The organism is Allobosea sp. GW821-FHT12C12, assembly GCF_058807355.1.
In genome coordinates this window covers 21,905-44,736 of record NZ_JBXAQP010000020.1, presented here as the reverse complement: position 1 = coordinate 44,736, position 22,832 = coordinate 21,905, and the positions used below count along the sequence as shown (strand labels likewise).

The following is a 22,832-nucleotide window of genomic DNA, read 5'->3' as shown; positions in this document are numbered from 1 at the left end:
CGTCTTGTCCTGCCCGGCGACGGTCTTGATCCAGCCGAACGCCTCCTCGATCCGCCCGCGGCCGCCCGGCGTGCGGCATGGCCGCCGTGGCGGGTCGTGCGCCCATCGATCGCCGATCCTCGCCTCTTCGTGTTCCGGGCGACATGCGGCGTCACCTTCGTCGAACGCAACTCGTTGACGAAGTCCTGGCACGTCATGGGCCTTGTCGGCGCCGAGCGTGATCGCCCGCGGCCGCCCGGCGTGCGGCTCGATCATGTGCAGCGCCGCCGCCCGCTCGGCATGCCTCAGGCCGGCGTCGGCCAGACTCAAGATCGACATGGCTGAACAGCTCGCCCGTCCGCTCATCCCCGTCGAGAGCTGGCTCGGTTTGTCTGAACAGTTTCGGTGCTGTCGCTAAGTGTGTTTCGATTTCCGCCAAGATGCGCTCGCGACCCCAGCCCTGCGTGGCGCTCCGGCGCTGCTGGGCATCGTCGGCCATATTCGAGCCGCTTTGAATATTACGTGGCGTTATGTCGCGATGACCAATTCTCATTTGCGAACGAGCAAGTGCGATGTGGGCATCCGTCCGATAATGGGCGGTTACATGCGATCGATCCATGGGCGTTCTGCCAATGCGTCTCACCGAACTTGCGATCAGGTGGTGGCGAACGGTTTTTGTCAGAGCCGGCCATCATCGCTGCGGATCGAACGAAAGCCGGCTGGATTGGGTGCCCACCGCGATCAAGGCGCGATACATCACGGTGCCCTATTCCGCCACGACGACTTTGCGCAGCGCGACGGCAATCGCGTCGAAGCTCGGATTGTCGCGGGCGGTTACGTCGGTGATCAGGATGTCGATTTCATCGGCCGGACAGAAGACGGACCGCGCGGGCGCGTCGATTTTTGAATGGTCGGCGAGGATCATCGTCTGCCCGGCGTTCTGGACCATGGCGCGAGCGATTTCGGCGCCGTATAGAAAGGAGTCGGACGCTCCCCTAGCCGCGTCGACGCCCCATGGCGCGAGTATCGCCAGATCGGCCCGATAGCGATGGACCTCATTGACCACCCCCGGGCCAATGGTTTCGTTCGGGTCCTGCTTGAACTCGCCACCCAGCACGATGACGCGGAAGCGCTTCGAGGGTTCGCCCGTCGCTTCGGTCAGGTTTCGGGCCGCGTCGAATGAATTGGTGATGAGCGTGATGTCGCTCAATCCGTTCGTGCCGGCGATCGCCTCCGACATGATCGTCGTCGTGGACCCGGCATCCATGAACAGGGTCATGCCGCCACGAAGGAACTGCAGCGCTGTCGCGGCGATCGCCCGCTTCTCCTGCAGGCGCTGGGTGTGGCGCACTTGAAAGCTGGACGTCTCGCGGATGACCGGTACCGCGCCGCCGCGTACCCGACGCAATTCGCCCGCCTGCTCCATCCCGACCAGATCGCGCCGGATCGTCTCCCGCGCGACGCTAAAGTTCTGGGAAATCCGATCGGTCGAGACCTGCCCGAAAGCCGCGAGGAGGTCGCGGATCTTCTGCTGCCGCTCTTCTTGCCACATTGCACGTTCCGTTCATCTCGCCTCGGAAGCTATAGCAGGGACAGGCACTGACCGCCTCCGCTGAGCGTAGAAACCCACAACTTTGAACATTTGCCACTCGCACAAATTGACACACATCGCTCACTATGCAATAGAACGCACATAATCGGTCATATCGCTTATTTTCGCACTTTCCGGCATGGGTGGACGATCGAGGTTCGGGAGCGGGGATGCCGATGACGCCCGATGCGCTTGTCCAGGCCGGCCACATCGCCGTCGCGACGGAGCTTGCGAACACCTCCCGGCGGATGATCGAGCAGCACAGGCGTGATCGGCTCGGCGTGACGCTGAAGCCCGACCGCAGCCTCGTCACGATCATGGACATGGCCATCGAGCAGGAGCTGCGGGCCATGATCCATGACCGCTTCCCCGACCACGGCATCATCGGCGAGGAGCAGGCGTGGGAAAACGAGGACGCCGAGTTCGTCTGGGTTCTCGATCCGATCGACGGTACCGCGTCCTTCATCGCGGGAATGCCGGTCTACGGCACGCTGATCGCCCTGGCGCATCGCGGCGTCCCGGTTCTCGGCATCATCGACATCCCGCCGGTCAATGCGCGCTGGATCGGCGTCGCCGGACGGCCCACGCTGAAGAACGGCGCGCCGTGTCGGGTGAAGTCATGCCCGGACCTGTCGCTCGCCATGATGTCCACCAGCAACCCGGATTTCTATTCCGATGCCGAACGACCCGCGCTGGATCTGCTCCGTGAGCGGACCAACTGGCGCATCTATGGAGCCGCCGCGCTAGCCTATGGCCTGCTCACCGACGGCGGGACGGATGTCGCGCTGGATACCGGGCTGAAGGTCTACGACTTCGCCCCGTTCCGGCCGGTTATCGAGGGCGCCGGCGGCGTCATCACCGACTGGCGCGGCAATCCGATCACGCTGAACTCGGGACCGCGGATCCTGGCGGCGGGCGATCGGCAGAAGCATCGCGAAATCGTCGAGTTGCTGAACGCTCTCGACATCGCCGCCTGAAGGAAACACGACGCAAACGGGAGGACGCCGTGGGGATCGATATCAAGAATCTGCACGTCAGTTACGGAGAAAAGGACGTCATTTCCAATCTGAGTCTGTCGATACCGGAGGGATGTTTCTTCACCTTGCTCGGGCCTTCGGGCTGCGGAAAGACGACGCTGCTGCGCGCCATCGCGGGCTTCGTCCTGGCCTCGAAGGGAAACATCTATTTCCAGTCGCAGGACGTGACCCGGCTACCGCCGCACAGGCGCAACATCGGCATGGTGTTCCAGGACTACGCGCTGTTTCCCGACAAGACGGTGGCGGAAAACGTCGCCTACGGCCTCAGGGCGCGCGGCGAAAGCGGCGACGCGATGATGAAGAAGGTCCGGAACGAGCTGGAGCATGTCGGGCTGGGCCATGTCATGGACAGGCACCCGGCGGCGCTGTCCGGCGGCCAGCGCCAGCGCGTCGCGCTCGCCCGCGCCATGGTGATCAAGCCGCAGGTCCTGCTGATGGACGAGCCACTGTCGAACCTCGACGCGAAGCTCAGGGTCCAGATCCGCGAGACGATCACCGACCTCCAGCGCGAAGCCAACATCACCACGGTCTTCGTGACGCATGACCAGGAGGAAGCCCTGTCGATGTCAGACCAGATCGGTGTGATGAAGAAGGGCAAGGTCGAGCAGCTCGGCACGCCGGAGGAAATCTACGTGACGCCGCGCACCTCCTACGTCGCCGATTTCGTCGGCGCCGCCAACCGGATCGACGTCGAGCTCACCGACGCCAATCCGGACGGTACGGTCTGCGTCGCGCTGGGCGGCGGCTCGATCCTGGCGCGCAACGGCCTCTCGGCCGCGGCGCGGGGTGGCATCCTCATCATGCGCCCCGAGGATCTGCGGCTGGCGCCCAGGACCGCCGCATGCCAGGGCCTGTCCGGACGGGTGGTGAAGCGGCAATATCTCGGCGGCAAGACGAGCTACAAGCTGGCGCTAACCGACGAGACCCTGATCACCGTCGATTCCCATGGCGACCGGCACGACGGCTTCGAGATCGGTGCCGACGTCGTCGCCACGATCGATCCGTCCAAGGCCATGGTGATCGCGTCATGATCACCTCGTCCGATCTCCGAGCCCCCTGGCTGTGGCTTTCGCTCGCAGCCCTCGTCGTCCTCATCGCCTTCATCGTCTATCCGCTGGTGAACATCCTGACCGCCAGCTTCGTGGGCGGGGCCGAGAGTGGCTGGGTCCGCCTGCTCAACGATCCACGCGGCCTCACCGCCATCATCAACACGCTGATCCTCGCTTCTGTGGTGACCTGCGCGTGCGTCCTGATCGGCGTGCCGCTCGCCTATGTGACGGCCCGCTACCGCTTCCCCGGCAAGGCGATCATCACGTTGCTGCCGCTGATCACCCTGGTCATCCCGGAGGTCATCTCGGCCCAGACCTGGCTGATGGCGCTCGGCAACAACGGCCTGATCACCCGCTTCTTTCGCGACTACGGCGTCCAGTTGCCGAGCTTTTACGGCTGGTTCGGCCTCGTCACGGTGATGACCTTCGTCTACTACACCTATATCTATATCGGCACGGTCGCCGCGATCAGCGGCTTCGACGTGCATCTCGAGGAAGCGGCCCAAAGCCTCGGCACCTCACCGGCGCGCTCGCGCCTCAAGGTCATGCTGCCGATCATCATGCCTTCTATCCTGGCGAGCGCTCTCCTGGTTTTCACCATGGTGGTCGGCAACTTTGCCATCTCGATGATCCTGTCGAACCAGATGCCGCTGCTCTCGGTCGTGACCTATCAGGCGGCCGTCTCGGAAGGCGGGGCCGCGCCGGTGATGCAGAGCACCTTCGCGACCATCTCCGTCGCGATGGTGATGCTGATCCTATTCCTCAACCGCCGGATCGTCTCCCGCGGCCGCTTCGAGATCGTCCAGGGGCGCGGCGCCAAGCCGGTTCCGCTCGCCGGTTGGCGGGCGGCCGCCATCGGCCTCGCCGCCAGCCTGATCGTCGTCATCTCGCTCGTGCCGCTCGCGGTCATCGCGGCCGGGGCCTTCACCGTCTCCCGTGGCCCGGTCATGCAATGGGGCAACTGGACGCTGGCGAACATGGAGCGCGTCTTCGTGACCGCCCCGCAGCCGCTGGTGAATTCGCTGATCTATGCTGGCGCGGCCACGCTGATCGGCATCTGCTTCAGCGCCCTCGTAAGCTACCTCATCATCAAGAAGCGCAACGCCGTCACACCCTGGCTCGACTACATCTCCTCAATCCCGCTGGCGCTGTCGGGCACGGTGCTCGGCATCGGCCTGATCGTCTCGTTCAATGCCGGCTGGCTGCCCCTGACCGGAACGGCGACGATCATGGTCCTGGCCCTGCTCGTCCGCCGCCTGCCCTTCGGTATGCGCAGCTCGCAGGCGACCCTGCACAACATCCCGAACTCGATCGAGGAAGCCTCAATCAGCCTCGGTTCGCCGCCGCTGCGGACCTTCGTCAAGGTGGTGCTGCCGATGATGGCGCCGGCCATCGCCTCGGCCACCATCCTGACCTGGACGACCAGCGTCTCGGAGCTGAGCGCCTCGATCCTGGTCTATTCGGGCGGGCGGGAGACGCTGACGATCCAGGTCTTCCGTCTGATCGGCAGCAATCTGATGGCCTATGCCTCTGCCTATGGCCTCGTGCTCATCGCGGTCATCCTCATCCCGATCATCGTGGCCACGAAAATCTTCAAGGTCGACGTCTTCGCGTCGAAGTGAAGGCTAAGACGCCATCCACCCAAAGAAGCCGGAGGAAATGAAAATGGTAATCCGTCATCTTGCCGCGACCGCGTTGCTGTCGTTTGCGCTGGGCACCACCGCCTGGGCCCAGGACAAGAAGGTCACGCTCTATTCGTCCAACCCGGAGCAGGCAATCGAAGCCGTCTCGAGCACGCTCAAGAAGAAGAACCCGGACATCAGGCTCAATTCGGTCACCGGCGGAAGCGGCGTGCTCCTGCGGCGCCTGGAGGCGGAAGCCGCGAACGTCCAGGGCGACATCTTCTGGAGTTCAAGCTTCAACACCGTGGGCGCCTTCGAAAAGCTGTTCGAGGCCTACACCTCCCTGGAGCTCGCCGCGATCCCTGAAAAGCTGCGCTATCCGGGCGATCTCTTCACTCCGTCGAACATCCATGTCTCGGTGATCATGGTGAACGCCAGCCAGCTCGGCAATCTGCCCGCGCCCAAGAGCTGGGCCGATTTGCTCGACCCGAAATGGAAAGGCAAAGTCGTGATCGCCGATCCGGCCAATAGCTCGACCGGCTACACCATCCTCTGGGGCCTGCATAAGATGATCGGCGACGAGAAGCTGAAGCAGCTCACGGCGAACCTCATCGTCAGCTCCTCGTCCTCGGCCGTCCAGAGCGGTGTCGCGATGGGCGAATATGCGGTCGGCCTCGGCTTCGAGGCGAACGGCTACCCTTATGTCGACGGCGGGCAGAAGGAGTTCAAGCTGGTCTACCCGGAGGACGGCACCTTCATCACGGCCGACTTCGCCGGGCTGGTCAAGGGCGCTCCCGGCGGCGCCGCGGCAAAGGCCGCCTTCGACGGTCTGATGTCGAAGGAAATGCAGACGGCCCTGCTCGAATCCTCGTTCCGTCGCCCGAGCCGGAGCGACATCGAAGTGTCCAAGATCGTCAAGCTGCCCGAGATGTCGGCCATCAAGGTTTTCGATATCGACGAGAAGGAAGCCGCCGACAATCGCGACGAATTTCTGAAAACTTGGCGATCTTATCCAACAGCTAAGAAATGATCGTCATAGTGTTTGGGGACGTAGCCCTTGGGCGCGTCCTTCCACTGCAGGCCGTTGCGGATGACGTAGACGATCCCGCTCACGACACGCCGGTCATCGACCCGTGGCACGCCGTCCGAGAGCGGAAAATACGGCTTGACCCGACACATCTGACGCTGCTCAGCAGAAACAGATCACCCATCACGGTGTCCTCCCGGACACCGTGAATCACAGCTCAAACCAAATTAACAGGTCCTGAGCCTAGGCGATCGCTTAGCCTCGGGGAAAAGCCGTTGAAGTAGATTGATCAGTAGAGCAATTGCAGAGGCAAATCCAAATTTGTATAGGATCAAATTATGTTGTATCTTAAATATTTTGCGATGACTGGTTGTGATATTCAATTCAGGCATGCGCTAAAAGCATAATGCTAATTTATATTTGATTTTGATGCTGCTATATTGCAGAATAAAAAGTCAATGCGGAAAGAGATATCATTGCGCTTGGTGAATATTACATATTGCTAATCTATATCATTTACGATATTGCTGCGGACCGGACTGGATCGTTCAACGCACGCTTTAGGACAGTCATGCCGCTTATATCGAAGCAGATACCCAATCTCGGTAAAGCCCCGAGTGCATCAGACGTCATCCTCACGGTGCTCCGGGATGCGATCATGGACGGATCTTACAACGAGGGCGAGCCGATCCGGCAGGACGATGTCGCAAGGCTGTTCAACGTGAGCAAGATTCCGGTCCGGGAAGCCCTCAAGCGTCTCGAAGCGGAAGGTCTCGTCGAATTTCAGAAGAATCGTGGCGCGATAGTCACGCGAGTTTCGGAGCCGGAGATCGCGCAGATCTTTGAAACAAGGGCGATCCTGGAGGCGAGCGCGCTCAAGCTTTCGGTTCCACACATGACGAGCGCAACCTTCGAGAAGGCGGAAGCCTATTGCAATGCCTTCGCCGCGGAGACGAACGTCGCCCGATGGGCTGAGCTCAACTGGCAGTTTCACAGCTGCCTCTACGAGGATGCTAAGCGTCCCTTCCTCGTGAGCATGATCAGATCCGTGAACGACCGCCTCGAGCGATATCTACGTATCCAACTCACCCTGTCTGACGGCCATGGAACGGCCGACCGCGAGCATCGCGAAATCCTGAGCGTGGCGAGAACCGGAGACGTCGAGAAAGCTGGCCGCCTCATATACGACCACATCATGAAAGCCTGCAGTTCACTCATTCACCATTTGCCCGGCGACAAGGCTTAGCCGGCTGTCAAGGAAAGGCCATCGCGGACGGTGAAGCCGATTTCGGCGCAGCTGTCGAAGCGGTCGTGTCCCTAAACGTTCCGTCGGCTCGAAATTCAGCCGATCCGGTACGCGGGCCTTGTTCTGCTCGCGGTTGTCGGCCCCTCAAACTCGATGGTGTCATACGCGTCACCATCGGCGACATCGCTGGTGACGCAGCTGAAATCTCCGCGTTCGGAAGCGGTATAGACCGGCTTGACCATACCCAGCACTGATACCAACGGCCTTGATCGTTGACTCACGGGGAATCCACCAGGGCAATCGCTTGGACGTCGTGGCTTGTTTTGAGTGATTGCGATGAGGAGGTAGTCGTCCCATCCGAGCGTTTGCGGCGGACCTTGCTGCTGGCTATGTCGTTGATTTGTTGATGATGTTGGTGCTTGCGTGGCGGATGGCGGCCATGTTTGCGGTTCTCAGGCGCATCAGGTCGTCATGGAAGACGACGTCCATGATCCAGTGGAGCCGGTTCTCGACGCCCCAATGGGCGCGCACGGCATGCGCGAACTGGCTGGCGGAGAGCTTGGCCGAGGAGAGGTAGTGTCGTCTGGCGGTTGAGGTTTTTCCGGCGCGTTCGACGGTTGCGACGATACCGATCATGGACAGTCCCGGGAAGCAGGGCTCTCCGGGAAAGCGGCGATCGCAGGCAAGCCACGCGACGTCGTGGCTGACGCGATGGCGGCGGATTTCGATGCGGCCATGGTCGCCTTCGGTTCCGGAGTGCGTGTCGAAGGCGGTCTTCGGCTCGCGCTCGAAGAACAGGGCGACCTCTTCGGCCAGCGTCGGCCAGTTGCCCTTGAGGGCCAGCAGATAGTGGGCGCCCGCGCAAAGCTCGCCCCGAGCGCAAGCAAGCCGTCAGTTCACGGCGCAGCGCGCCGCGACCCTGGATGTACAGGGACTGGTAGATCGCCTCGTGGCTGATGCGCATGGTAGGATCATCCGGATAATCGATCCGAAGTCGATGGGCGATCTGCCCGGGGCTCCACGCGGTTGACCGGCGCCGGCTCTGTCGGAGTACGGCGCGACGCTTCTTCCATATCACCTTGGGACCCGCGAAGCCGATGCCATCGATGTTCGTGACCTGACCCGAGAGATGCTGCTCGACATAGGCGCGCAGAGCCGCGTTGCTGGCCAGCTTGCCCGGGCGCGGCCGTCGTGCCGCGCGGTCGGCATGCTGCGCGGCAAGGGCGCGATGGTCGAGATTGCCGCTGCGCGTGGCGGCATTGCGGCGCACTTCCCGTGAGATCGTACTGGGCGAGCGCCCCAGCTTCCGTGCGGCCGCGCGGATCGCCGTTCCCTCGGCAAGCCTCGACCGCGATCTCCTCACGCTCGCCGAAGGACAGGTATCTTCCGGTGAGCGAGGGCGCCGAAGGCGCAAGCTGGGTTGGCGGCATCCCTCCCGAACTCCGAAACCAGCGCTGCCCCAACGGCGCCGAAATGCCCGCGTCGGCGGCCGCCTGCTCGCTCGTACGTCCGCGCGCGATAGCCTGCCAGAAGCAGCGATAATGCTCACGCTGCCAGGCAGGTGGCCTTCCTGGAGAACGCAACTTCGGCCGTGCGCATCGTTCCGATGTCGTCGACCAGCCATCGTCACAACCTCCAATCTCTGGGTGTTGCGACAACCGGTTGAATCCGCCCAATACGCGGCCGGCCGCTACCGGCAGGCCCTCGCCGAACATGGCCTCTTCGGATCGATGGGGCGCCGCGGCAATCCCTATGATAACGCCAAGGCCGAGAGCTTCACGAAGACGCTCAAGGTCGAGGCCGTCCATCCGATGGCCTATGAGACCTTCGAGGATGTCGCCACCGACCTTCCACGCTTCATCGATCAGGTCTACGACGCAAGCACCATTCCAACCCGCATGAAACCAAACAACACAGTTGCCGGAGCCCCGCTTAGCTCCGGCCGGGACGACGGCGCTGTGGCGAGACTTCCGAACTCAGTGCCGGAAGTGGCGGTGACCGGTGAAGACCATGGCGAGGCCGGCCTCGTTGGCCGCCTTGACGACCTCGTCGTCGCGCATCGAGCCGCCGGGCTGGATCACCGCCGTCGCCCCGGCTTCGGCCGCCGCCAAGAGGCCGTCGGCGAAGGGGAAGAACGCGTCCGACGCGACGACCGAGCCCTTGGCCAGGCTCTCCGCGACGCCGGCGGCCTTGGCGGCTTCCGCCGCCTTCCAGGCGGCGATGCGGGATGAATCGACCCGGCTCATCTGGCCGGCGCCGATGCCGACGGTCGCGCCGCCCCTGGCGTAGACGATCGCGTTCGACTTGACGTGCTTGGCGACGCGGAAGGCGAAGCGCAGGTCGGCGAGCTCGGCCTCGCTCGGCTGGCGGCTGGTGACGACCTTCAGCGCCATGTCGTCGACGACGGCGTTGTCACGGGCCTGGGCGAGGAAGCCGCCCGAGACGGTGCGCAGCGACAGGCCGCCCTTGCGCACGTCCGGCAAGCCGCCGGTCAGGAGCAGGCGCAGGTTCTTCTTCGCCGCGATCAGCGCGATCGCATCCTCGTCGGCGTCGGGCGCGATGATCACCTCGGTGAAGATCTCGACGATCTTCTTCGCGGCGGCCGCGTCGAGCCTGCGGTTCAGCGCGACGATGCCGCCGAAAGCCGAGACGGGGTCGCAGGCCAGCGCCCGCTCATAGGCCGCGCCGAGATCGGCCCCGGTCGCGACGCCGCAGGGGTTGGCGTGCTTGACGATGACGCAGGCCGCGCTGGCGGCGGGGTCGAACTCGGCGACGCATTCGAAGGCGGCGTCGGTGTCGTTGATGTTGTTGTAGGAGAGCTGCTTGCCCTGCACCTGACGCGCGGTCGAGACGCCCGGCTGCTGCCCGGGCGTGCGGTAGAACGCCGCCCATTGGTGCGGGTTCTCGCCATAGCGCAGCGTCTCCGCCAGCGCGCCGCCGAGCGCCCGGTAGGACGGCGAGGTCTCGCCCAGTTCGCTCGCGAACCAGTTCGAGATCGCGGCGTCATAGGCCGCCGTGCGGGCATAGGCCTTCTGGGCGAGCTTCCTGCGCAGCGTCAGCGTGGTCGCGCCCTTCTGGGCGTCGAGATCGCCGAGCACGGCGGCATAGTCGGCGGCGTCGACGACGACCGCGACGTCGTTGTGGTTCTTGGCGGCGGCGCGGATCATCGCCGGCCCGCCGATGTCGATGTTCTCGATGCAGTCGTCATGGCTCTGGCCGGCCGCGACCGTCGCCTCGAACGGATAGAGATTGACCACCAGGAGGTCGATCGGCGCGATGCCGTGGCCGATCATCGAGGCCTGATGCTCGGGATGCGAGCGGATCGCCAGCAGGCCGCCATGCACGTTGGGATGCAGCGTCTTGACGCGACCGTCCATCATCTCGGGAAAGCCGGTCAGGTCGGACACGTCCGTCACGGGCAGCCCGGCGTCGCCGAGCGCCTTCGATGTGCCGCCGGTCGAGACGAGCGCGATGCCGAGCCTGTGCAAGGCGCGGGCGAAATCGACGAGTCCGCTCTTGTCCGATACGGAAAGGAGGGCGCGTTCGACGCGGCGAAGCTCTGTCGGCATCGGGTCGGGTCCGGGCTGGAAGCGGGAGGATATTCTGGCGCGCGAGCTATCATGCTGCGCCGCATAAGCAAAGCGTGACGCCGCGGGACGGTCAGGCGTCGGGCGCCGGCTCTTCCGGCGGCTCCGGAACGAGCGGGTGAGCCGAGAACAGGCCGGAGACCCGTGCCAGTCGCCAGCCGATCCGCGGCATGGCGGCGGCATCGAATGCCACCACGAGCTGCTCGCTGCGGCGACGGCTGTCGGCGGCGGCGAGAAAAATGCTCTCCTCGATCGCGACGGGCAGGCCCCGCGCCTCGAAGCTCCAGACCTCGCCGGAAGCGAGCGTCAGCAGCGCGCCCGTCCCGTCGCCGGTGAGGCTCGCCTTGACGGCGGGGTGCAGATGGAAGCGCGCGAGCGCCGACAGGGTCTCGCGGTTGCCCGACAGCGTGATCTCGTCCTCGCCGGTGAGGCTCGTCCCGTCGCGCGACAGCAGCAGCCGGCGGGTATGGACCGTGCCCAGGCTGCGCTTGTAGCCGTCATGGCTCGCGACCCACTCATGGCCGTCGACGGCCTCCTGCCGCGCGACGCGGACATCGCCGGGGCCTGCCACGATGCGCCGCTCGCCCAGCACCAGCCCGAAATCGGCGCTGGAGCGCTCGGCGAGCTCGATGGTCGAATGCGCCGCCGTGCTGCGCGCCGCGATCCGCAGCGCCGGCGAGCCGTAGCGGCTCGCTCCGCAGTTCACGACGATCCGGTCCGGTCCGCTGGAGAACTCGAAGGCGAGGCAGCCGGCATGCGCCTCGGTCGAATGCGCGCCGCGCGGGGCCGGCCCCGCATCGACCACGACGATGGCCCGCCCGCCGGTGAGGCGGCTATAGCCGGAATAGGCGGCGTGCTCGATCGGCCTGGCGCGGGCGTCGTCATAGGCCGCGAGCGTCGCCATCAGGTCGGGGGGCGTTGTGCCCATGCCGTTGAACAAGGCGAGCGACCCGTCGCCGTGCCGGAACAGGCGCAGATGCGGCATCATGCGCTCGATCGCCATGATCACGCCGCGTGGCGGCTCCATGCCGCGCGCCGCGAAGGTCTCGCGCAGCGGCAGCAGGTCGAGCAGCAATTCGATCAGCAGGCGCGGATTGCGGGTGAGATGGCCGCCATCGGGCAGGATCTGGTGGTCGAGCTCGTCCGAGAGCGCCATCTCGTAGCGGCGCAGCCGGCGGTCCTGCCGGTCGAGGCTGATCGCGGCGAAGGTCACGGCGATCAGCACCTGAAGCCTTGCGACCCCCTCGACCGCGCCCGACAGTTCGAGCGTCAGCTTCTCCGTCAGCCGCGAGACATGGCCGATGAAGCGCTCGTAGAAGACGTGGTCGGCGCCCTCCAGCAGCAGCGGGGAATGCGACAGGAAGGAGATCAGCCGCCTCGCGGCGACCGCCGGCCGTCTGGCGATCTCAGCGCGGTCGCGCCGCTTCTGGATGAAATCGCCGACCAGCGCGCGGGCGTTGGCGCGGGCGATCGCGGTGTCGGCCGCGCGCATATGGCGCAGCCAGCCGAAGCCGTGCAGCACCTCGGCCCAGGCTTCGCTCGGCGGCGTGCTGTCGAAGGGCGAATCGCCGTGGCTGCGCAGCGTCCGCCCGGCGAAGGCGAAATAGCCGGCATAGATGTCGCTCGCCGTGGTCGGGTCGGCGGTGCGCAGGTCGTGCGGGGCGAACAGCAGCCGCGAGGCCTGGGCCTTGCCGAAGGGCCATAGCCGATGCACGGCGCCGACGAACTGGCCGCGCGTGCGTCGCGCCGCCCGTCCGATCGCTGCGCCGGCAAGCCCCCTTCGCTCAGACCAGCCGCTCAAGACTCCCGAAATCCCTTATTCCCCCGGCACGGCCAGGTCCGGCCCTGCGATTCCCCGTTCCGTCATAGCCTGATCAGCCGGCAGGCGTAAAACCCCGCCCAGCCGGCAAGACGGGGTATGTCGCCCGCCAGCCGATGCGGCAGGGTGCGCAGATCGCCATCGCCGTCGATCGCTCCGGATACCCCGCCGATGTCCTCCGGCGCGATCGGCAGCCGCTGGAAATCGGCGCGTTCCGCGAGGAAGGCCGCGATCTGGCGCTCGCCCTCCTGCGGCTCGAGCGAGCAGGTGCAGTAGACCAGCCGGCCGCCGGGCTTCGTCAGCCTGGCCGCGGCCTCGAGCAGCCGGGCCTGAAGGGCCGACAGTTTGTCGCGGTCCTGCGGCGTCTTGGTCCAGGCGACGTCGGGGTGGCGGCGGATCGTGCCGGTGGCGCTGCAGGGCGCGTCGAGCAGCACGGCGTCGAACGGTTCGGCCTGCCAGAGCGTGGCGTCCTTGGTCACGATCTCGGCTTCGAGCCCGAGCCGGTCGAGATTCTCGCGCAGGCGGCGCAGGCGCGGCCCCGAGCGATCGACGGCGGTGACGGCGGCGCCCATCGCCGCGAGCTGCGCCGTCTTGCCGCCCGGCGCGGCGCAGAGATCGGCGACGCGCTCGCCCGCCTTGGGCGCCAGCAGCAGCGCCGGCAAGGCGGCGGCGGCGTCCTGCACCCACCAGGCCCCCTCGTCGAAGCCCGGCATCGCGGTCAGGCTGCCGCGCTCGCGCAGGCGCACCGAGCCGGTCGGCAGGAGCAGTCCGTCGAGACGCCGCGCCCAGCCCGCGGCATCGTTCTTGACCGTGAGATCGAGCGGCGGCTCGTCGCGATGGCTCCTGGCGATCGCGGCTGCGGTCTCCTCGCCATAGCTCTCGCGCCAGCTCTCGGCGAGCCAGTCCGGCACGTCGAGGAAGGGGTCGGCCTCGGCCTCGGCGAGGATGGCGTCGCGCTCGCGGGCGATCCGGCGCAGCAGGGCGTTGCCGAGCGCGACATAGCGCGAGGAGCGCGCATCCTCGTGGAGATGGCGGATGGCGAGGTCGACGGCGGCGTGGTCGGGCACGTCGAGGAACAGGATCTGGGCGGCGGCCGCGACCAGGATCGGCTCGAAGGGTCCGGAATTGCGCGGGCTGCCGCGCTCCAGCCGCGCATCGATCGCGTGCCGGATCGTGCCGAGACGGCGGAAGGCGGTGATCGCGATGGCGCGCGCGAGGCCCGCATCGGCCGCGTCGAGACCGAAATCGACGCCAAGCCGCTCATGGGTCTCGTCGAGCGCGAGCTTCGCCCGCAGCACCTCGTCGATCAGCGTCGCCGCCAGCCGGCGCGCCGGCAGGCCGGGCACGGGCTCCGGTTTCGTCTCGCTCGCGCGTTCCTGCGCCCGTCTCGGCCGCGCCATCTCAGCCCCAGGGTCCGGGCTGTCGATCGCCGCCGCTGGCCCAGGGGCTGGCCGCGGCCTGGCTCGTGAAGCCGCCTGACTGGGCGGCCGCCGAACTGCCGACGCCCATGGCGCGGGCCTGCTCCATCAGCGCGGCGATGCGGTTGCCGGTATCGGGATGTGTCGAGAACAGGGAATCCATGCCGCCGCCGGTGAGGGGATTGATGATGAACATGTGCGCCGTAGCAGGCTTCCGCTCCGCCGTCTCGTTGGGAATGTACGGCACGGCGCCGGCGGTCTTGGCGAGCGCGTCGGTGGCGAAGGCGTTGGGCTGGTCCTCGTCGATCAGGTAGACGCGCGGCATCGGCATGTCGGCTTGCGCGGCGAGGTCGCGGACCATACGATAGAGTTCCGGCGCGCTGCGCTCGTCGACCTCCCGTGCGTTATGGGCCGCGAGCGCGAGCTTGTCGGAATTCCAGTAGCTGATCAGGTTGGTCGCGGCCGCGATGGCGAGCGCGATCAGGCCGGCCATCAGGACGCCGGTGCGGATATAGTTCATGGGCCTCCCCAGTTACGCCGGCACGGGGAGTTGCCTTGCCTCTCCCCTTGCCGGCTTTCGCGCCTTATGTGGTGAAGGCGCTGCCGCTCCCACAAGGGAGTCCGCCGGAACGAGACTGCGAAGATCCCATGCCGAACGATCCGACCGGGCCCGAGCCGACGAGCGACGCCGCGCCGCGCAAGCCGCTCGCGGCGGCGGCCGAGCGGGCGCTGGCCGAGGCGCGGGCGCGCCGCGCCGAAATCGATGCGCGCGCCGCCGAGCTTGCCCGCGAGCGCGAGATCAACGGTCGCGGCGGGCTGGAGCCGGGGCGCTACAACGACTGGGAGGTCAAGGGCCTGACCAGCGATTTCTGAGAAGTGTTCGCGATCAGAGCCTTTCTGACAAATCAGCCCTCATTCCGAGGAGCCATTTCGATGGAAATGGCGTCTCGAAGGAGCCTCCCAGTTCGCTCCGGAGGCATCCGGAGCATCTGCGGGGCGCCGCTTGCGCGGCTCCTCAGGACGAGGGCTGGGAGACCTGCTGGCGGGTGGGCGTGGATGGGGCGGCCTGCCAGTTCGGGCGCGTTCATCGCCGCCATCGCGGTTGCGCGCCGATCCGAACTTTCCGCGACGGGACGGCTGCCATCAGGATCGACCGGTTACGCTCGAGATTGTAGGCGATGGCGGCGAGGTGAATTTGGAGGGTGGCTTTGGCGAGGCCGCGCCCTCGCATCGCGCATCGGGGCCGCCTCGGAGCGCGAGAACCCGCGGAAGCGAGAGGACCGAAAGCATCGCTCCCGTCATCTGTCATCTGTTGACAATTCGCTGTTGCGTGAGCAAGGCTCCGCTGAGCATGGCCGAGATCGCCGCCGCCCTGTCGACGCAGCCGATCGCGGCCAGGGCCTGACGAGGACGCCCGCCAGTGCGACTGCATCGTCGTCGGCGCGGGTTCCGCCGGCTGCGTGCTCGCCAAAGCCCCGCATCGCGGGATCGCGCCCGGCCGCCGCGCGAGTCGGCCGCCAGCATGAAGATTTCCATGACCTGTCCCGAGACCGGACGCGGCGATGTCGTCGAAGAGCATTTCGGCCGGAGGATCGCCGATCCCTATCGGACAGCGGCATCGGGCCGATCCAGGGTGGGCAGCGCCCTTTTCGGCGTCAATCGATCGCCGACAGCGCCTGCTCGATCGTCCCGAAGATCGTCTCGATCTCGCCGGCCGCGATTACCAGTGGCGGCGACAGCACGATGACGTCGCCCGAACTGCGCACCAGCACGTCGAGGTCGTAGCAGGAGCGGGCGCAGGCCGTTCCGCGCGCGCCGACCGCGCCCGGGCGCGGCGCGAGCTCGATCGCGCAGAGCAGCCCGGCGGTGCGAATGTCGACGACATGGGGCGCGGTCTTCAGGCGATGGGCGCGCTCCTCCCAGAGCGGCAGGATGGCGCGCGTCCGTTCGAGCAGATCCTGCTCCTCGAACACGTCGAGCGTCGCCAGACCGGCGGCGCAGGCCAGCGGATGGGCCGAACAGGTGTAGCCGTGGAAGAGCTCGATCGCCTCCGGCGGGCCGGCCATGAAGGCCTCGAAGACATGGCCCGCGACCAGCACGCCCCCCATGGGAACCGCGCCATTGGTCATGCCCTTGGCGATGCTCATCAGGTCGGGCGCGACGCCATAGGCCTGCGCCGCGAAGGGCGCGCCGAGCCGGCCGAACCCCGTGATGACCTCGTCGAAGATCAGCAGGACGCCATGCCGGTCGCAGGCCTCGCGCAGGCGCTCGAGATAGCCGCGCGGCGGCGGATAGACCCCGCCCGAGCCGGTGACGGGCTCTACGACGACGGCGGCGACGGTCGCCGGATCATGGATCGCAAGCAGGCTCTCCACCGCAGCGGCCGCGGCCGCGCCGCCGTCGGGCAGCCCGCGCGAAAACGCCATGGCGGCGCGGTCATAGGGCAGCGGCAGATGCGCGACATCGGGCAGCAGCGGTCCGAAACCCTGCTTGTGCCGGCCGATGCCGGCGACGGAGAGCCCGCCGAAGCCCATGCCGTGATAGCTCTTGGCCCGCCCGATCAGCTTGGTGCGGGCGCCCTCGCCACGGGCATGATGGTAGGCGCGGGCGATCTTGAGCGCCGTATCGACCGCCTCCGAGCCGGAATTGACGAAGAAGGCATGGTCGATCCCATCCGGCGCGAAGGCGCAGAGACGCTTCGCATAGGCTTCGGCGGCCGGATGACTCATCTTGAAGGACGAGACGAAATCGAGCCGGCCGGCGGCCTCGCGGATCGCCTCGACGATGCGCTTCTGGCCGTGGCCGGCATTGACGCACCAAAGCCCGGCCATGCCGTCGAGCACGCGCCGTCCTTCCGGCGTGACGTAATGCATGCCGTCCGCGCGGTCGAACAGCAGCGGCGCGTCCCGGAAACCGCGCATCGACGTGAACGGCATCCAGAACGCGTCGCGCGCATTGGGCGGATGGCGGGTCGCTGCGACATCCATGACGGCTTTCCGGTTACGAAAGCATCATTGTCTTTTTATATCCAAAAGACAATACCAGATCAGTCGAGGCCGTCGCCCCGGCGCAGGACGCTGGCGCGCTGCAGATGACGGCGCATCAAGGCCGAGGCGACCTCGCGGTCGTCCTTCTCGAGAAAGTCGAGCATCTCCATATGCTCGCGGCAGTTCACCTCGACCCGCGCGAAGCCGAAGACCCAGTCGTAGTTGGAGAGCCGCCTGAGCTGGTTCTGGCGCCGGACCGCCCAATGGACGAAGCGGTTGCCCGAGGCCGCCGCCAGGCCCTCGTGGAAATCGGCGTTCATCTCGAAGAAGCCGATCGCGGAGCTGTCGCGCCAGGGTCTTGCCAGCGTTTCGCGATGGCGTTCGCGCATCGCGGCGATCCAGCCGGGCTCCAGCCGGAAGCCGGGTTCCAGCAACCCCATCGGCTCGATCAGCAGGCGGAAGCGATAACGCTCGTCATGCACGGCGGGATCGCGCGCCGGATGCAGGAAACGCCAGCCATAGCCGGGCTTGCGCGCGATCATGTCGAGATCCGCGAGCCGCGCCAGCAGCCGCTGCGCCTCCGGCCTCGCGAGCTCGTAGCGCCGCATGATCTCCTGCTCGGAGAAATCGTCGGGAAGCCGGCCGCTCTCGCGGTCATGGGCGAGCGCGACCATGACGCGCTCCAGCAAGTCGGGCGCGGTGTTGCCGGCGGCGGCTGACGCCGGCGCGTCGATCAGTTCGATGCCGCGATTGGGATGCCGTCGAACCAGGCCGCGCGCGGCCAGATGGGCGAGCGCGGCGCGCACCGGCGTGCGCGAAACGTTCAGCCGCTTGGCGGCGCCGCTTTCGTTGAGCATCGCGCCCGCGCCAAGCCCGTCCTCGCGCGCCATGTCGAGGATGCGTTCGGCGAGGTCTTGCTGAAGGCGGGTCGGTGACGACATCGATTCAGGCCTTGATTGTCTTAGTTACAAATGAAATACATTAGAGACCGGCACAAGCCAGACATCGTCGGGAATGCGATCATGGTTCGGCACTGCCCCTTCGTCGATGTCTCCGGCAGCGCGTATGAGCGCGGTCGCCGGCACGGTTCCGCCGTACCCGATCGCGTCGCACGCTCGATCGAGCTTTATGGCGGCCAGCTTAGCGAACTCGGCTACGGCGCCGCGGCGAAATCGGCGCTGATCGGCGAGTTCGCCCGCGAGATCGAGGCCTTCGGGATCCACTATGTCGAGGAGATGGCCGGCATCGCCGAGGGGGCGGGCGTGGCGCTCGAGGACATCGTCATGGTCAACGCCCGCACCGAGATAATGGCCAAGGCGAGACTGGAGAAAAAGCGGCCCGTCGGGGCGACCGAGGAACTGGACGACGGCTGCACCGGCGCGATCATCCTGCCCGAGCGCAGCGCCACGGGCGCGCTGATCCACGGCCAGAACTGGGACTGGAAGGCCGAATGCGCCGGGACGGCGATCGTGCTGCGCGTGCGCCGCGACGACGGGCCGGATTTTCTCACCTTCGTCGAGGCCGGCGGCCTCGCCCGCTGCGGCATGAACGCGGCCGGCATCTGCATCACCGCCAACTACCTCGAATCCGACCGCGATTTCACGCAAGCAGGCGTGCCGCTCGCCCTGATCCGCCGCAAGGTGCTGGAGCAGGAGCACTTCGCCTTCGCCATCAAGGCGGTGGCGACGACGCCGAAGGCCTGTTCCAACAACATGATGCTTTCGACCGTGAAGGGCTTCGGCATCGATTTCGAATGCGCGCCGGACGAGGCGTTTCCGCTCTATCCTACTGACGGACTGATCGTTCACGCCAATCACTGGGTCGGCCCCGTTCCGCTCGCCAAGCTCAGGGACACCGGCATCCCGCGCGTGCCGGAGAGCTTCTATCGCGACTGGCGCGTCCGCAAGCTGCTCGACGAGGCCGGCGCCAGGCTCACCGTGGACGACCTCAAACACGCCTTCTTCGACGATTTCCTCAGCCCCCACTCGGTCTGCCGGCCGATACGCCCGAACGACACCGGCAACCTCTCGGCCACCGTCGCGATGGTGATCATGCAGCCGGACAAGGGCGTGATGGAGGTCGCGCCGCTGCCGGCTCGGAACCGCGTCTTCACCCGCTACAGCCTGACCGGAGACCCCGTGACGCTCGCGCTCGCCGCCGAATGACGGCCGCGCCGCGCCGGGACGCCTCCACAACAGAAGGGGACCATGCCGATGCATCGACAGATCCTGGGCTGCGCCGCGCTTGTCGCCGGCATCGTCTTCGGCCCCGCCGTCGCGACCAATGCCGCGCAGGCGAGCACGCTGCGCGTCTCGATCCCCTTCGACATCCGTTCGATCAATCCCGGCGTGAACCGCGACCACAACACCGACGGCGTCGTGCTGCAAATGGTCGAGGGGCTGGTCGCCTATGGCGAGGACGCTCAGCCCCGGCCGCTGCTGGCGGAGAAGATCGACGTTTCGGAGGACGGCAAGACCTACAGCTTCACGCTGCGTCCGGGAGTCAAATTCCACAATGGCGCGGAGCTGACCTCGGCCGACGTGGTCTGGAGCTGGAACCGCTACATGGAGCCCAGGACCGACTGGCGCTGCCTGTCGGAGTTCGACGGCCGCGGCCAGGTCAAGGTCGAGAGCGTCGCCGCGCCGGACGCCCGAACGGTCGTCTTCAGGCTCGACCAGCCGAGCGCGCTGTTCCTCGCCTCGCTGGCGCGCACCGACTGCGCCATGACCGGCGTCCTGCACAAGGATTCGGTGAAGGCCGACGGCTCCTTCGACCGGCCGATCGGCACCGGCCCGTTCAAGCTGGCCGAGTGGAAGCGCGGCGAGTTCATCCGGCTCGAGCGATTCGCCGGCTACGCCTCGCTGCCCGGCAAGATCGACGGGTTGAGCGGGGCCAAGCGCCCGCTGGTCGACGAGGTGCGTTTCGTCATCATTCCCGACAGCGCCACCGCCAAGGCCGCGCTGCTGCGTGGCGACGTCGATGTCGTGCCCGATGTCGCCAATGCCGATGTCGCCGAGCTGAAGAAGACCGGCAAGGTCGATCTCTCCGTGGTTTCCAGCATGGGGCTGGTCGGGCTGATCATCCAGACGCGCGATCCGGTCATGGGCAAGGTCGGGCTGCGCCGCGCCATCGACGCGGCGATCGACAAGACCGAACTGGTCGCGGCCGTCACCGACGGCATCGGCAAACCCAATTCCTCGATCGTGCCCTCGCTCTCGGCCTATCACGGCCCGGTCCAGAAGCAGGCCAGGGCCTACGATCCCGCCGCCGCGAAGAAGCTGCTCGCCGAGTCCGGCTACAAGGGCGAAAAGATCGTGATGATCGCCAACAAGCGCTATCCGCAGAGCTTCGACGCCGCCGTCATCGCCCAGCAGATGCTCAAGGGCGCCGGGATCAACATCGAGATCGAGGTGCTCGAATGGGCGACCCAGCTCGACCGCTACAACAAGGGCAACTACCAGATCCAGGCCTTCCCCTATTCGGGGCGGCTCGATCCGTCGCTGTCCTTCGAGTCGATGACCGGCCCCAAGGACAAGCAGCCGCGCAAGCTCTGGGACGATCCGGAGGCGCAGGCCCTGCTCGACGAGTCGATGGTCGTCGGCGACAGGGCCCGGCGCCAGGCGATCTTCGACGAGCTGCACAGGCGCTTCGTCGCCGATGTGCCGATGGTGATGCTCTACAACGGCATCGTCGGCGGCGCTTCGGCCAAGCGCGTCAGGGGCTACACCTCGTCGCTGACCTCGCTGCCCCGGCTCTGGGAGGTCTCGGTCGAGGACTGAGCCGGGCTCGCCGTGGCCGCATCCTTGGCCTCGACCATGTTCTTGGCCTCGACCATGTCCTTGTCGATATGACGCGCGATCAGCCCGGCGAGACGCGGCGCGTCGCGGGCCTCCAGCGCCGCGATCATGGCGTGGTGGTCGCGGTCGCTGTCCAGCAGCGCCTGATGCGAGGTCCAGACCGTCACGGCCGAGCCGCGCGAGCGGTCGCGCAGCGACCAGATCGTCTCCTCCAGCACCGGATTGCCGCAGAAGGCGTAGATCAGATGATGGAAGGCGTGGTTGATCTCGCTCTGCCGGAGGCGCGTGCCGCTCAGCACCGCCTCGCCGAAGGCGCGCGCCAGCGCCTTCAGCTCCGCGATCGCCGCCGCGTCGATCCGCGCGACCACGCCTTGCGCCGTCGCGGTCTCCAGGATGACGCGCGTGTCGCGGATCGCCCTGTAGGTCTCGGCGTCGATCTCGGCGACGCGGTAGCCGCGATTGGGGACGTGCTCGATGGTCTTGCGCACGGCGAGCTCGTCGAGCGCGCTGCGCACGTCGAAACGCGTCGCCCTGAAAGCCTGTTCGAGATCGATCTGGCGCAGCCATTCGCCCGGACGGTAGGCGCGCAGATGGATCGCCTCGGCGATCTCGGCGGCGAGGGCGCGCTTCTCTCTGGGGCGGGTCCGGCGTGTCGTCATCGGGCGTCTCTAGCAGATTCCGCGGCCGGCGCATGGGCCTGTTGCAAAGGCGATCGTAACATGCAACAAAATTGGCGCCAATTATAACGCCAATGACGAGGGCGCGATGACATCCTCCCCCGCAGCAGCCAGCGCGCCGGTCGAGGACGCCGCCGCGATCGCGCATGCGCTCTACGACATGGGCGCGACGCCGGTCATGGCCTGCAAGGCCGATCCGCGTTTCAGCTACTGCCTCTATGTGCCGCCAAGCCTCGGCAAGGCCGGGGCCGCGCCGGAACTCGTGGTGGCGATGCACGGCACCGGGCGTGGCTTCACCGGCTATCGCGACGCCTTCGAGGAATTCGGCCGCTGGAACGACTGCATCGTGCTGGCGCCGCTGTTCCCGATCGGCGTTCTCGGCGACGACAACCGCGACGGCTTCAAATACATGCGCGAGGGCGACATCCGTTACGACCGCGTCCTGCTCGCCATGGTCGACGAGGTGGCGCAGCGCTACGGCCTCGCCTTTCCGCGCTTTGCCCTGTTCGGCTATTCCGGCGGCGGCCATTTCGCCCATCGCTTCCTGATGCTGGAGCCCCGCCGGCTCTTCGCCTGCTCGATCGGCGCGCCGGGCTCGGTCACACTGCTCGACCCGAGCCGCGACTGGTGGGTCGGGACGCGCAACATGGCCGCGCTCTTCGGCGCCGCTCCCGACATCGCCGCGATGAAGCAGGTGGCGGTCCAGATGATCGTCGGCGCGGCCGATCTCGAAACCTGGGAGATCACCCATCGCGAGGGCGGCCGCAACTGGATGCCCGACGCCAACCATGCCGGCGCGACGAGGCCCGAGCGGCTGGCCGCTTTGCTCGCATCCTTCGAGGCGGCCGGCGTGAAGGTCCGTTTCGACCTCGTCCCGAACATGGCCCATGATGGCCTGCGCGCCGTGCCGCGCGTGCAGGATTTCCTCGCCGAGGCGCTTGCCGCGCGCCGCTCGGGCGCAGCCAGAGCCGCGTGAACGCAAAAAGCCGTCAGATA

At 66.6% G+C, this 22,832-nt stretch carries 17 protein-coding genes and 4 pseudogenes; 9 read left to right on the top strand and 12 right to left on the bottom strand.

Annotated elements, in window-relative coordinates:
- Together AC1RRW_RS21105 and AC1RRW_RS21100 are read right to left on the bottom strand one after the other, a co-directional pair.
- Positions 1-309: pseudogene (locus AC1RRW_RS21105) on the bottom strand (transposase); the annotation flags it as partial.
- Positions 310-745: 436 nt separating this feature from the next.
- On the bottom strand, positions 746-1,531 hold the full coding sequence (locus tag AC1RRW_RS21100; protein WP_492903524.1) for a DeoR/GlpR family DNA-binding transcription regulator: 786 nt from the start codon (positions 1,529-1,531) through the stop codon (positions 746-748).
- A gap of 209 nt (positions 1,532-1,740) precedes the next feature.
- Here AC1RRW_RS21100 and AC1RRW_RS21095 point away from each other — a divergent pair, with 209 nt between their 5' ends.
- The 4 genes from AC1RRW_RS21095 to AC1RRW_RS21080 are packed head-to-tail and all read left to right on the top strand — an operon-like array spanning position 1,741 to position 6,308.
- Entirely contained in the window at positions 1,741-2,547 is an 807-nt protein-coding gene (locus AC1RRW_RS21095) for an inositol monophosphatase family protein (protein WP_492903523.1), read from the top strand.
- Positions 2,548-2,576: 29 nt separating this feature from the next.
- Positions 2,577-3,638: an ABC transporter ATP-binding protein gene (locus AC1RRW_RS21090; RefSeq protein ID WP_492903521.1), complete on the top strand. Its 1,062-nt coding sequence runs from the start codon at positions 2,577-2,579 to the stop codon at positions 3,636-3,638.
- Positions 3,635-5,278 (top strand): ABC transporter permease, encoded by a 1,644-nt coding sequence (locus AC1RRW_RS21085; RefSeq protein WP_492903520.1) that lies wholly within the window; start codon positions 3,635-3,637, stop codon positions 5,276-5,278. Before AC1RRW_RS21090 ends, AC1RRW_RS21085 begins: the two co-directional genes overlap by 4 nt.
- A 43-nt stretch (positions 5,279-5,321) precedes the next feature.
- Positions 5,322-6,308: an extracellular solute-binding protein gene (locus AC1RRW_RS21080; protein WP_492903518.1), complete on the top strand. Its 987-nt coding sequence runs from the start codon at positions 5,322-5,324 to the stop codon at positions 6,306-6,308.
- A 14-nt stretch (positions 6,309-6,322) separates the two neighbouring features.
- Here the strand turns inward: AC1RRW_RS21080 and AC1RRW_RS21075 are convergent.
- Positions 6,323-6,457, bottom strand: a pseudogene (locus AC1RRW_RS21075) (transposase); the annotation flags it as partial.
- A gap of 419 nt (positions 6,458-6,876) precedes the next feature.
- Here AC1RRW_RS21075 and AC1RRW_RS21070 point away from each other — a divergent pair.
- The gene (locus AC1RRW_RS21070; RefSeq protein WP_492903516.1) at positions 6,877-7,551 is read left to right on the top strand and encodes a GntR family transcriptional regulator; all 675 of its coding nucleotides are present in this window, start codon (positions 6,877-6,879) and stop codon (positions 7,549-7,551) included.
- A gap of 396 nt (positions 7,552-7,947) precedes the next feature.
- Here the strand turns inward: AC1RRW_RS21070 and AC1RRW_RS21065 are convergent.
- The 6 genes and pseudogenes from AC1RRW_RS21065 to AC1RRW_RS21040 all read right to left on the bottom strand — a co-directional run.
- Positions 7,948-8,430 (bottom strand): annotated as a pseudogene (locus AC1RRW_RS21065) (ISAs1 family transposase); the annotation flags it as partial.
- A pseudogene (locus AC1RRW_RS21060) lies at positions 8,411-9,175 on the bottom strand (transposase); the annotation flags it as partial. The pseudogenes AC1RRW_RS21060 and AC1RRW_RS21065, both read right to left, overlap by 20 nt.
- A 352-nt stretch (positions 9,176-9,527) precedes the next feature.
- The gene (gene purH, locus AC1RRW_RS21055) at positions 9,528-11,120 is read right to left on the bottom strand and encodes a bifunctional phosphoribosylaminoimidazolecarboxamide formyltransferase/IMP cyclohydrolase (protein ID WP_492903514.1); all 1,593 of its coding nucleotides are present in this window, start codon (positions 11,118-11,120) and stop codon (positions 9,528-9,530) included.
- Between the two features lie 91 nt (positions 11,121-11,211).
- Positions 11,212-12,939 (bottom strand): heparinase II/III family protein, encoded by a 1,728-nt coding sequence (locus AC1RRW_RS21050; protein WP_492903512.1) that lies wholly within the window; start codon positions 12,937-12,939, stop codon positions 11,212-11,214.
- A gap of 62 nt (positions 12,940-13,001) precedes the next feature.
- Positions 13,002-14,357, bottom strand: coding sequence for an RsmB/NOP family class I SAM-dependent RNA methyltransferase (locus AC1RRW_RS21045; protein ID WP_492903510.1), 1,356 nt, complete (start codon positions 14,355-14,357; stop codon positions 13,002-13,004).
- Position 14,358: 1 nt separating this feature from the next.
- On the bottom strand, positions 14,359-14,895 hold the full coding sequence (locus AC1RRW_RS21040; protein ID WP_492903508.1) for a M48 family metallopeptidase: 537 nt from the start codon (positions 14,893-14,895) through the stop codon (positions 14,359-14,361).
- 128 nt (positions 14,896-15,023) lie between these two features.
- Between AC1RRW_RS21040 and AC1RRW_RS21035 the strand changes: the two genes are divergently transcribed.
- Positions 15,024-15,248, top strand: coding sequence for a DUF1674 domain-containing protein (locus AC1RRW_RS21035; RefSeq protein WP_492903506.1), 225 nt, complete (start codon positions 15,024-15,026; stop codon positions 15,246-15,248).
- A gap of 782 nt (positions 15,249-16,030) precedes the next feature.
- On the opposite strand, the gene aptA is transcribed toward AC1RRW_RS21035, so the two are convergent.
- Together aptA and AC1RRW_RS21025 are read right to left on the bottom strand one after the other, a co-directional pair.
- The gene (gene aptA / locus AC1RRW_RS21030; protein ID WP_492903504.1) at positions 16,031-17,362 is read right to left on the bottom strand and encodes an omega-aminotransferase AptA; all 1,332 of its coding nucleotides are present in this window, start codon (positions 17,360-17,362) and stop codon (positions 16,031-16,033) included.
- A 59-nt stretch (positions 17,363-17,421) separates the two neighbouring features.
- Positions 17,422-18,303: a GntR family transcriptional regulator gene (locus tag AC1RRW_RS21025; protein WP_492903502.1), complete on the bottom strand. Its 882-nt coding sequence runs from the start codon at positions 18,301-18,303 to the stop codon at positions 17,422-17,424.
- A gap of 81 nt (positions 18,304-18,384) precedes the next feature.
- Between AC1RRW_RS21025 and AC1RRW_RS21020 the strand changes: the two genes are divergently transcribed.
- Entirely contained in the window at positions 18,385-19,527 is a 1,143-nt protein-coding gene (locus AC1RRW_RS21020) for a C45 family autoproteolytic acyltransferase/hydrolase (protein ID WP_492903500.1), read from the top strand.
- Between the two features lie 42 nt (positions 19,528-19,569).
- Positions 19,570-21,141, top strand: a complete 1,572-nt coding sequence (locus AC1RRW_RS21015; RefSeq protein ID WP_492903498.1) for an ABC transporter substrate-binding protein — start codon at positions 19,570-19,572, stop codon at positions 21,139-21,141.
- On the opposite strand, the gene AC1RRW_RS21010 is transcribed toward AC1RRW_RS21015, so the two are convergent.
- A complete protein-coding gene (locus AC1RRW_RS21010; RefSeq protein WP_492903496.1) occupies positions 21,084-21,818 on the bottom strand; it encodes a GntR family transcriptional regulator in 735 nt (244 codons plus the stop codon). The two genes, AC1RRW_RS21015 and AC1RRW_RS21010, sit on opposite strands and share 58 nt — an antisense overlap.
- Positions 21,819-21,924: 106 nt before the next feature.
- Between AC1RRW_RS21010 and AC1RRW_RS21005 the strand changes: the two genes are divergently transcribed.
- Complete coding sequence (locus AC1RRW_RS21005; protein ID WP_492903495.1) at positions 21,925-22,812, top strand: alpha/beta hydrolase family protein; 888 nt, start codon at positions 21,925-21,927, stop codon at positions 22,810-22,812.
- Positions 22,813-22,832: the final 20 nt, after the last annotated feature.

What these genes read in the sequence shown, in the direction of transcription:
- AC1RRW_RS21100 (WP_492903524.1), bottom strand. Translation starts at nt 1,531, where the DNA reads ATGTGGCAAGAAGAGCGGCAGCAGAAGATCCGCGACCTCCTCGCGGCT.
- AC1RRW_RS21095 (WP_492903523.1), top strand. Translation starts at nt 1,741, where the DNA reads ATGCCGATGACGCCCGATGCGCTTGTCCAGGCCGGCCACATCGCCGTC.
- AC1RRW_RS21085 (WP_492903520.1), top strand. Translation starts at nt 3,635, where the DNA reads ATGATCACCTCGTCCGATCTCCGAGCCCCCTGGCTGTGGCTTTCGCTC.
- AC1RRW_RS21080 (WP_492903518.1), top strand. Translation starts at nt 5,322, where the DNA reads ATGGTAATCCGTCATCTTGCCGCGACCGCGTTGCTGTCGTTTGCGCTG.
- AC1RRW_RS21070 (WP_492903516.1), top strand. Translation starts at nt 6,877, where the DNA reads ATGCCGCTTATATCGAAGCAGATACCCAATCTCGGTAAAGCCCCGAGT.
- purH (WP_492903514.1), bottom strand. Translation starts at nt 11,120, where the DNA reads ATGCCGACAGAGCTTCGCCGCGTCGAACGCGCCCTCCTTTCCGTATCG.
- AC1RRW_RS21045 (WP_492903510.1), bottom strand. Translation starts at nt 14,357, where the DNA reads ATGGCGCGGCCGAGACGGGCGCAGGAACGCGCGAGCGAGACGAAACCG.
- AC1RRW_RS21040 (WP_492903508.1), bottom strand. Translation starts at nt 14,895, where the DNA reads ATGAACTATATCCGCACCGGCGTCCTGATGGCCGGCCTGATCGCGCTC.
- AC1RRW_RS21035 (WP_492903506.1), top strand. Translation starts at nt 15,024, where the DNA reads ATGCCGAACGATCCGACCGGGCCCGAGCCGACGAGCGACGCCGCGCCG.
- aptA (WP_492903504.1), bottom strand. Translation starts at nt 17,362, where the DNA reads ATGGATGTCGCAGCGACCCGCCATCCGCCCAATGCGCGCGACGCGTTC.
- AC1RRW_RS21025 (WP_492903502.1), bottom strand. Translation starts at nt 18,303, where the DNA reads ATGTCGTCACCGACCCGCCTTCAGCAAGACCTCGCCGAACGCATCCTC.
- AC1RRW_RS21020 (WP_492903500.1), top strand. Translation starts at nt 18,385, where the DNA reads ATGGTTCGGCACTGCCCCTTCGTCGATGTCTCCGGCAGCGCGTATGAG.
- AC1RRW_RS21015 (WP_492903498.1), top strand. Translation starts at nt 19,570, where the DNA reads ATGCCGATGCATCGACAGATCCTGGGCTGCGCCGCGCTTGTCGCCGGC.
- AC1RRW_RS21010 (WP_492903496.1), bottom strand. Translation starts at nt 21,818, where the DNA reads ATGACGACACGCCGGACCCGCCCCAGAGAGAAGCGCGCCCTCGCCGCC.
- AC1RRW_RS21005 (WP_492903495.1), top strand. Translation starts at nt 21,925, where the DNA reads ATGACATCCTCCCCCGCAGCAGCCAGCGCGCCGGTCGAGGACGCCGCC.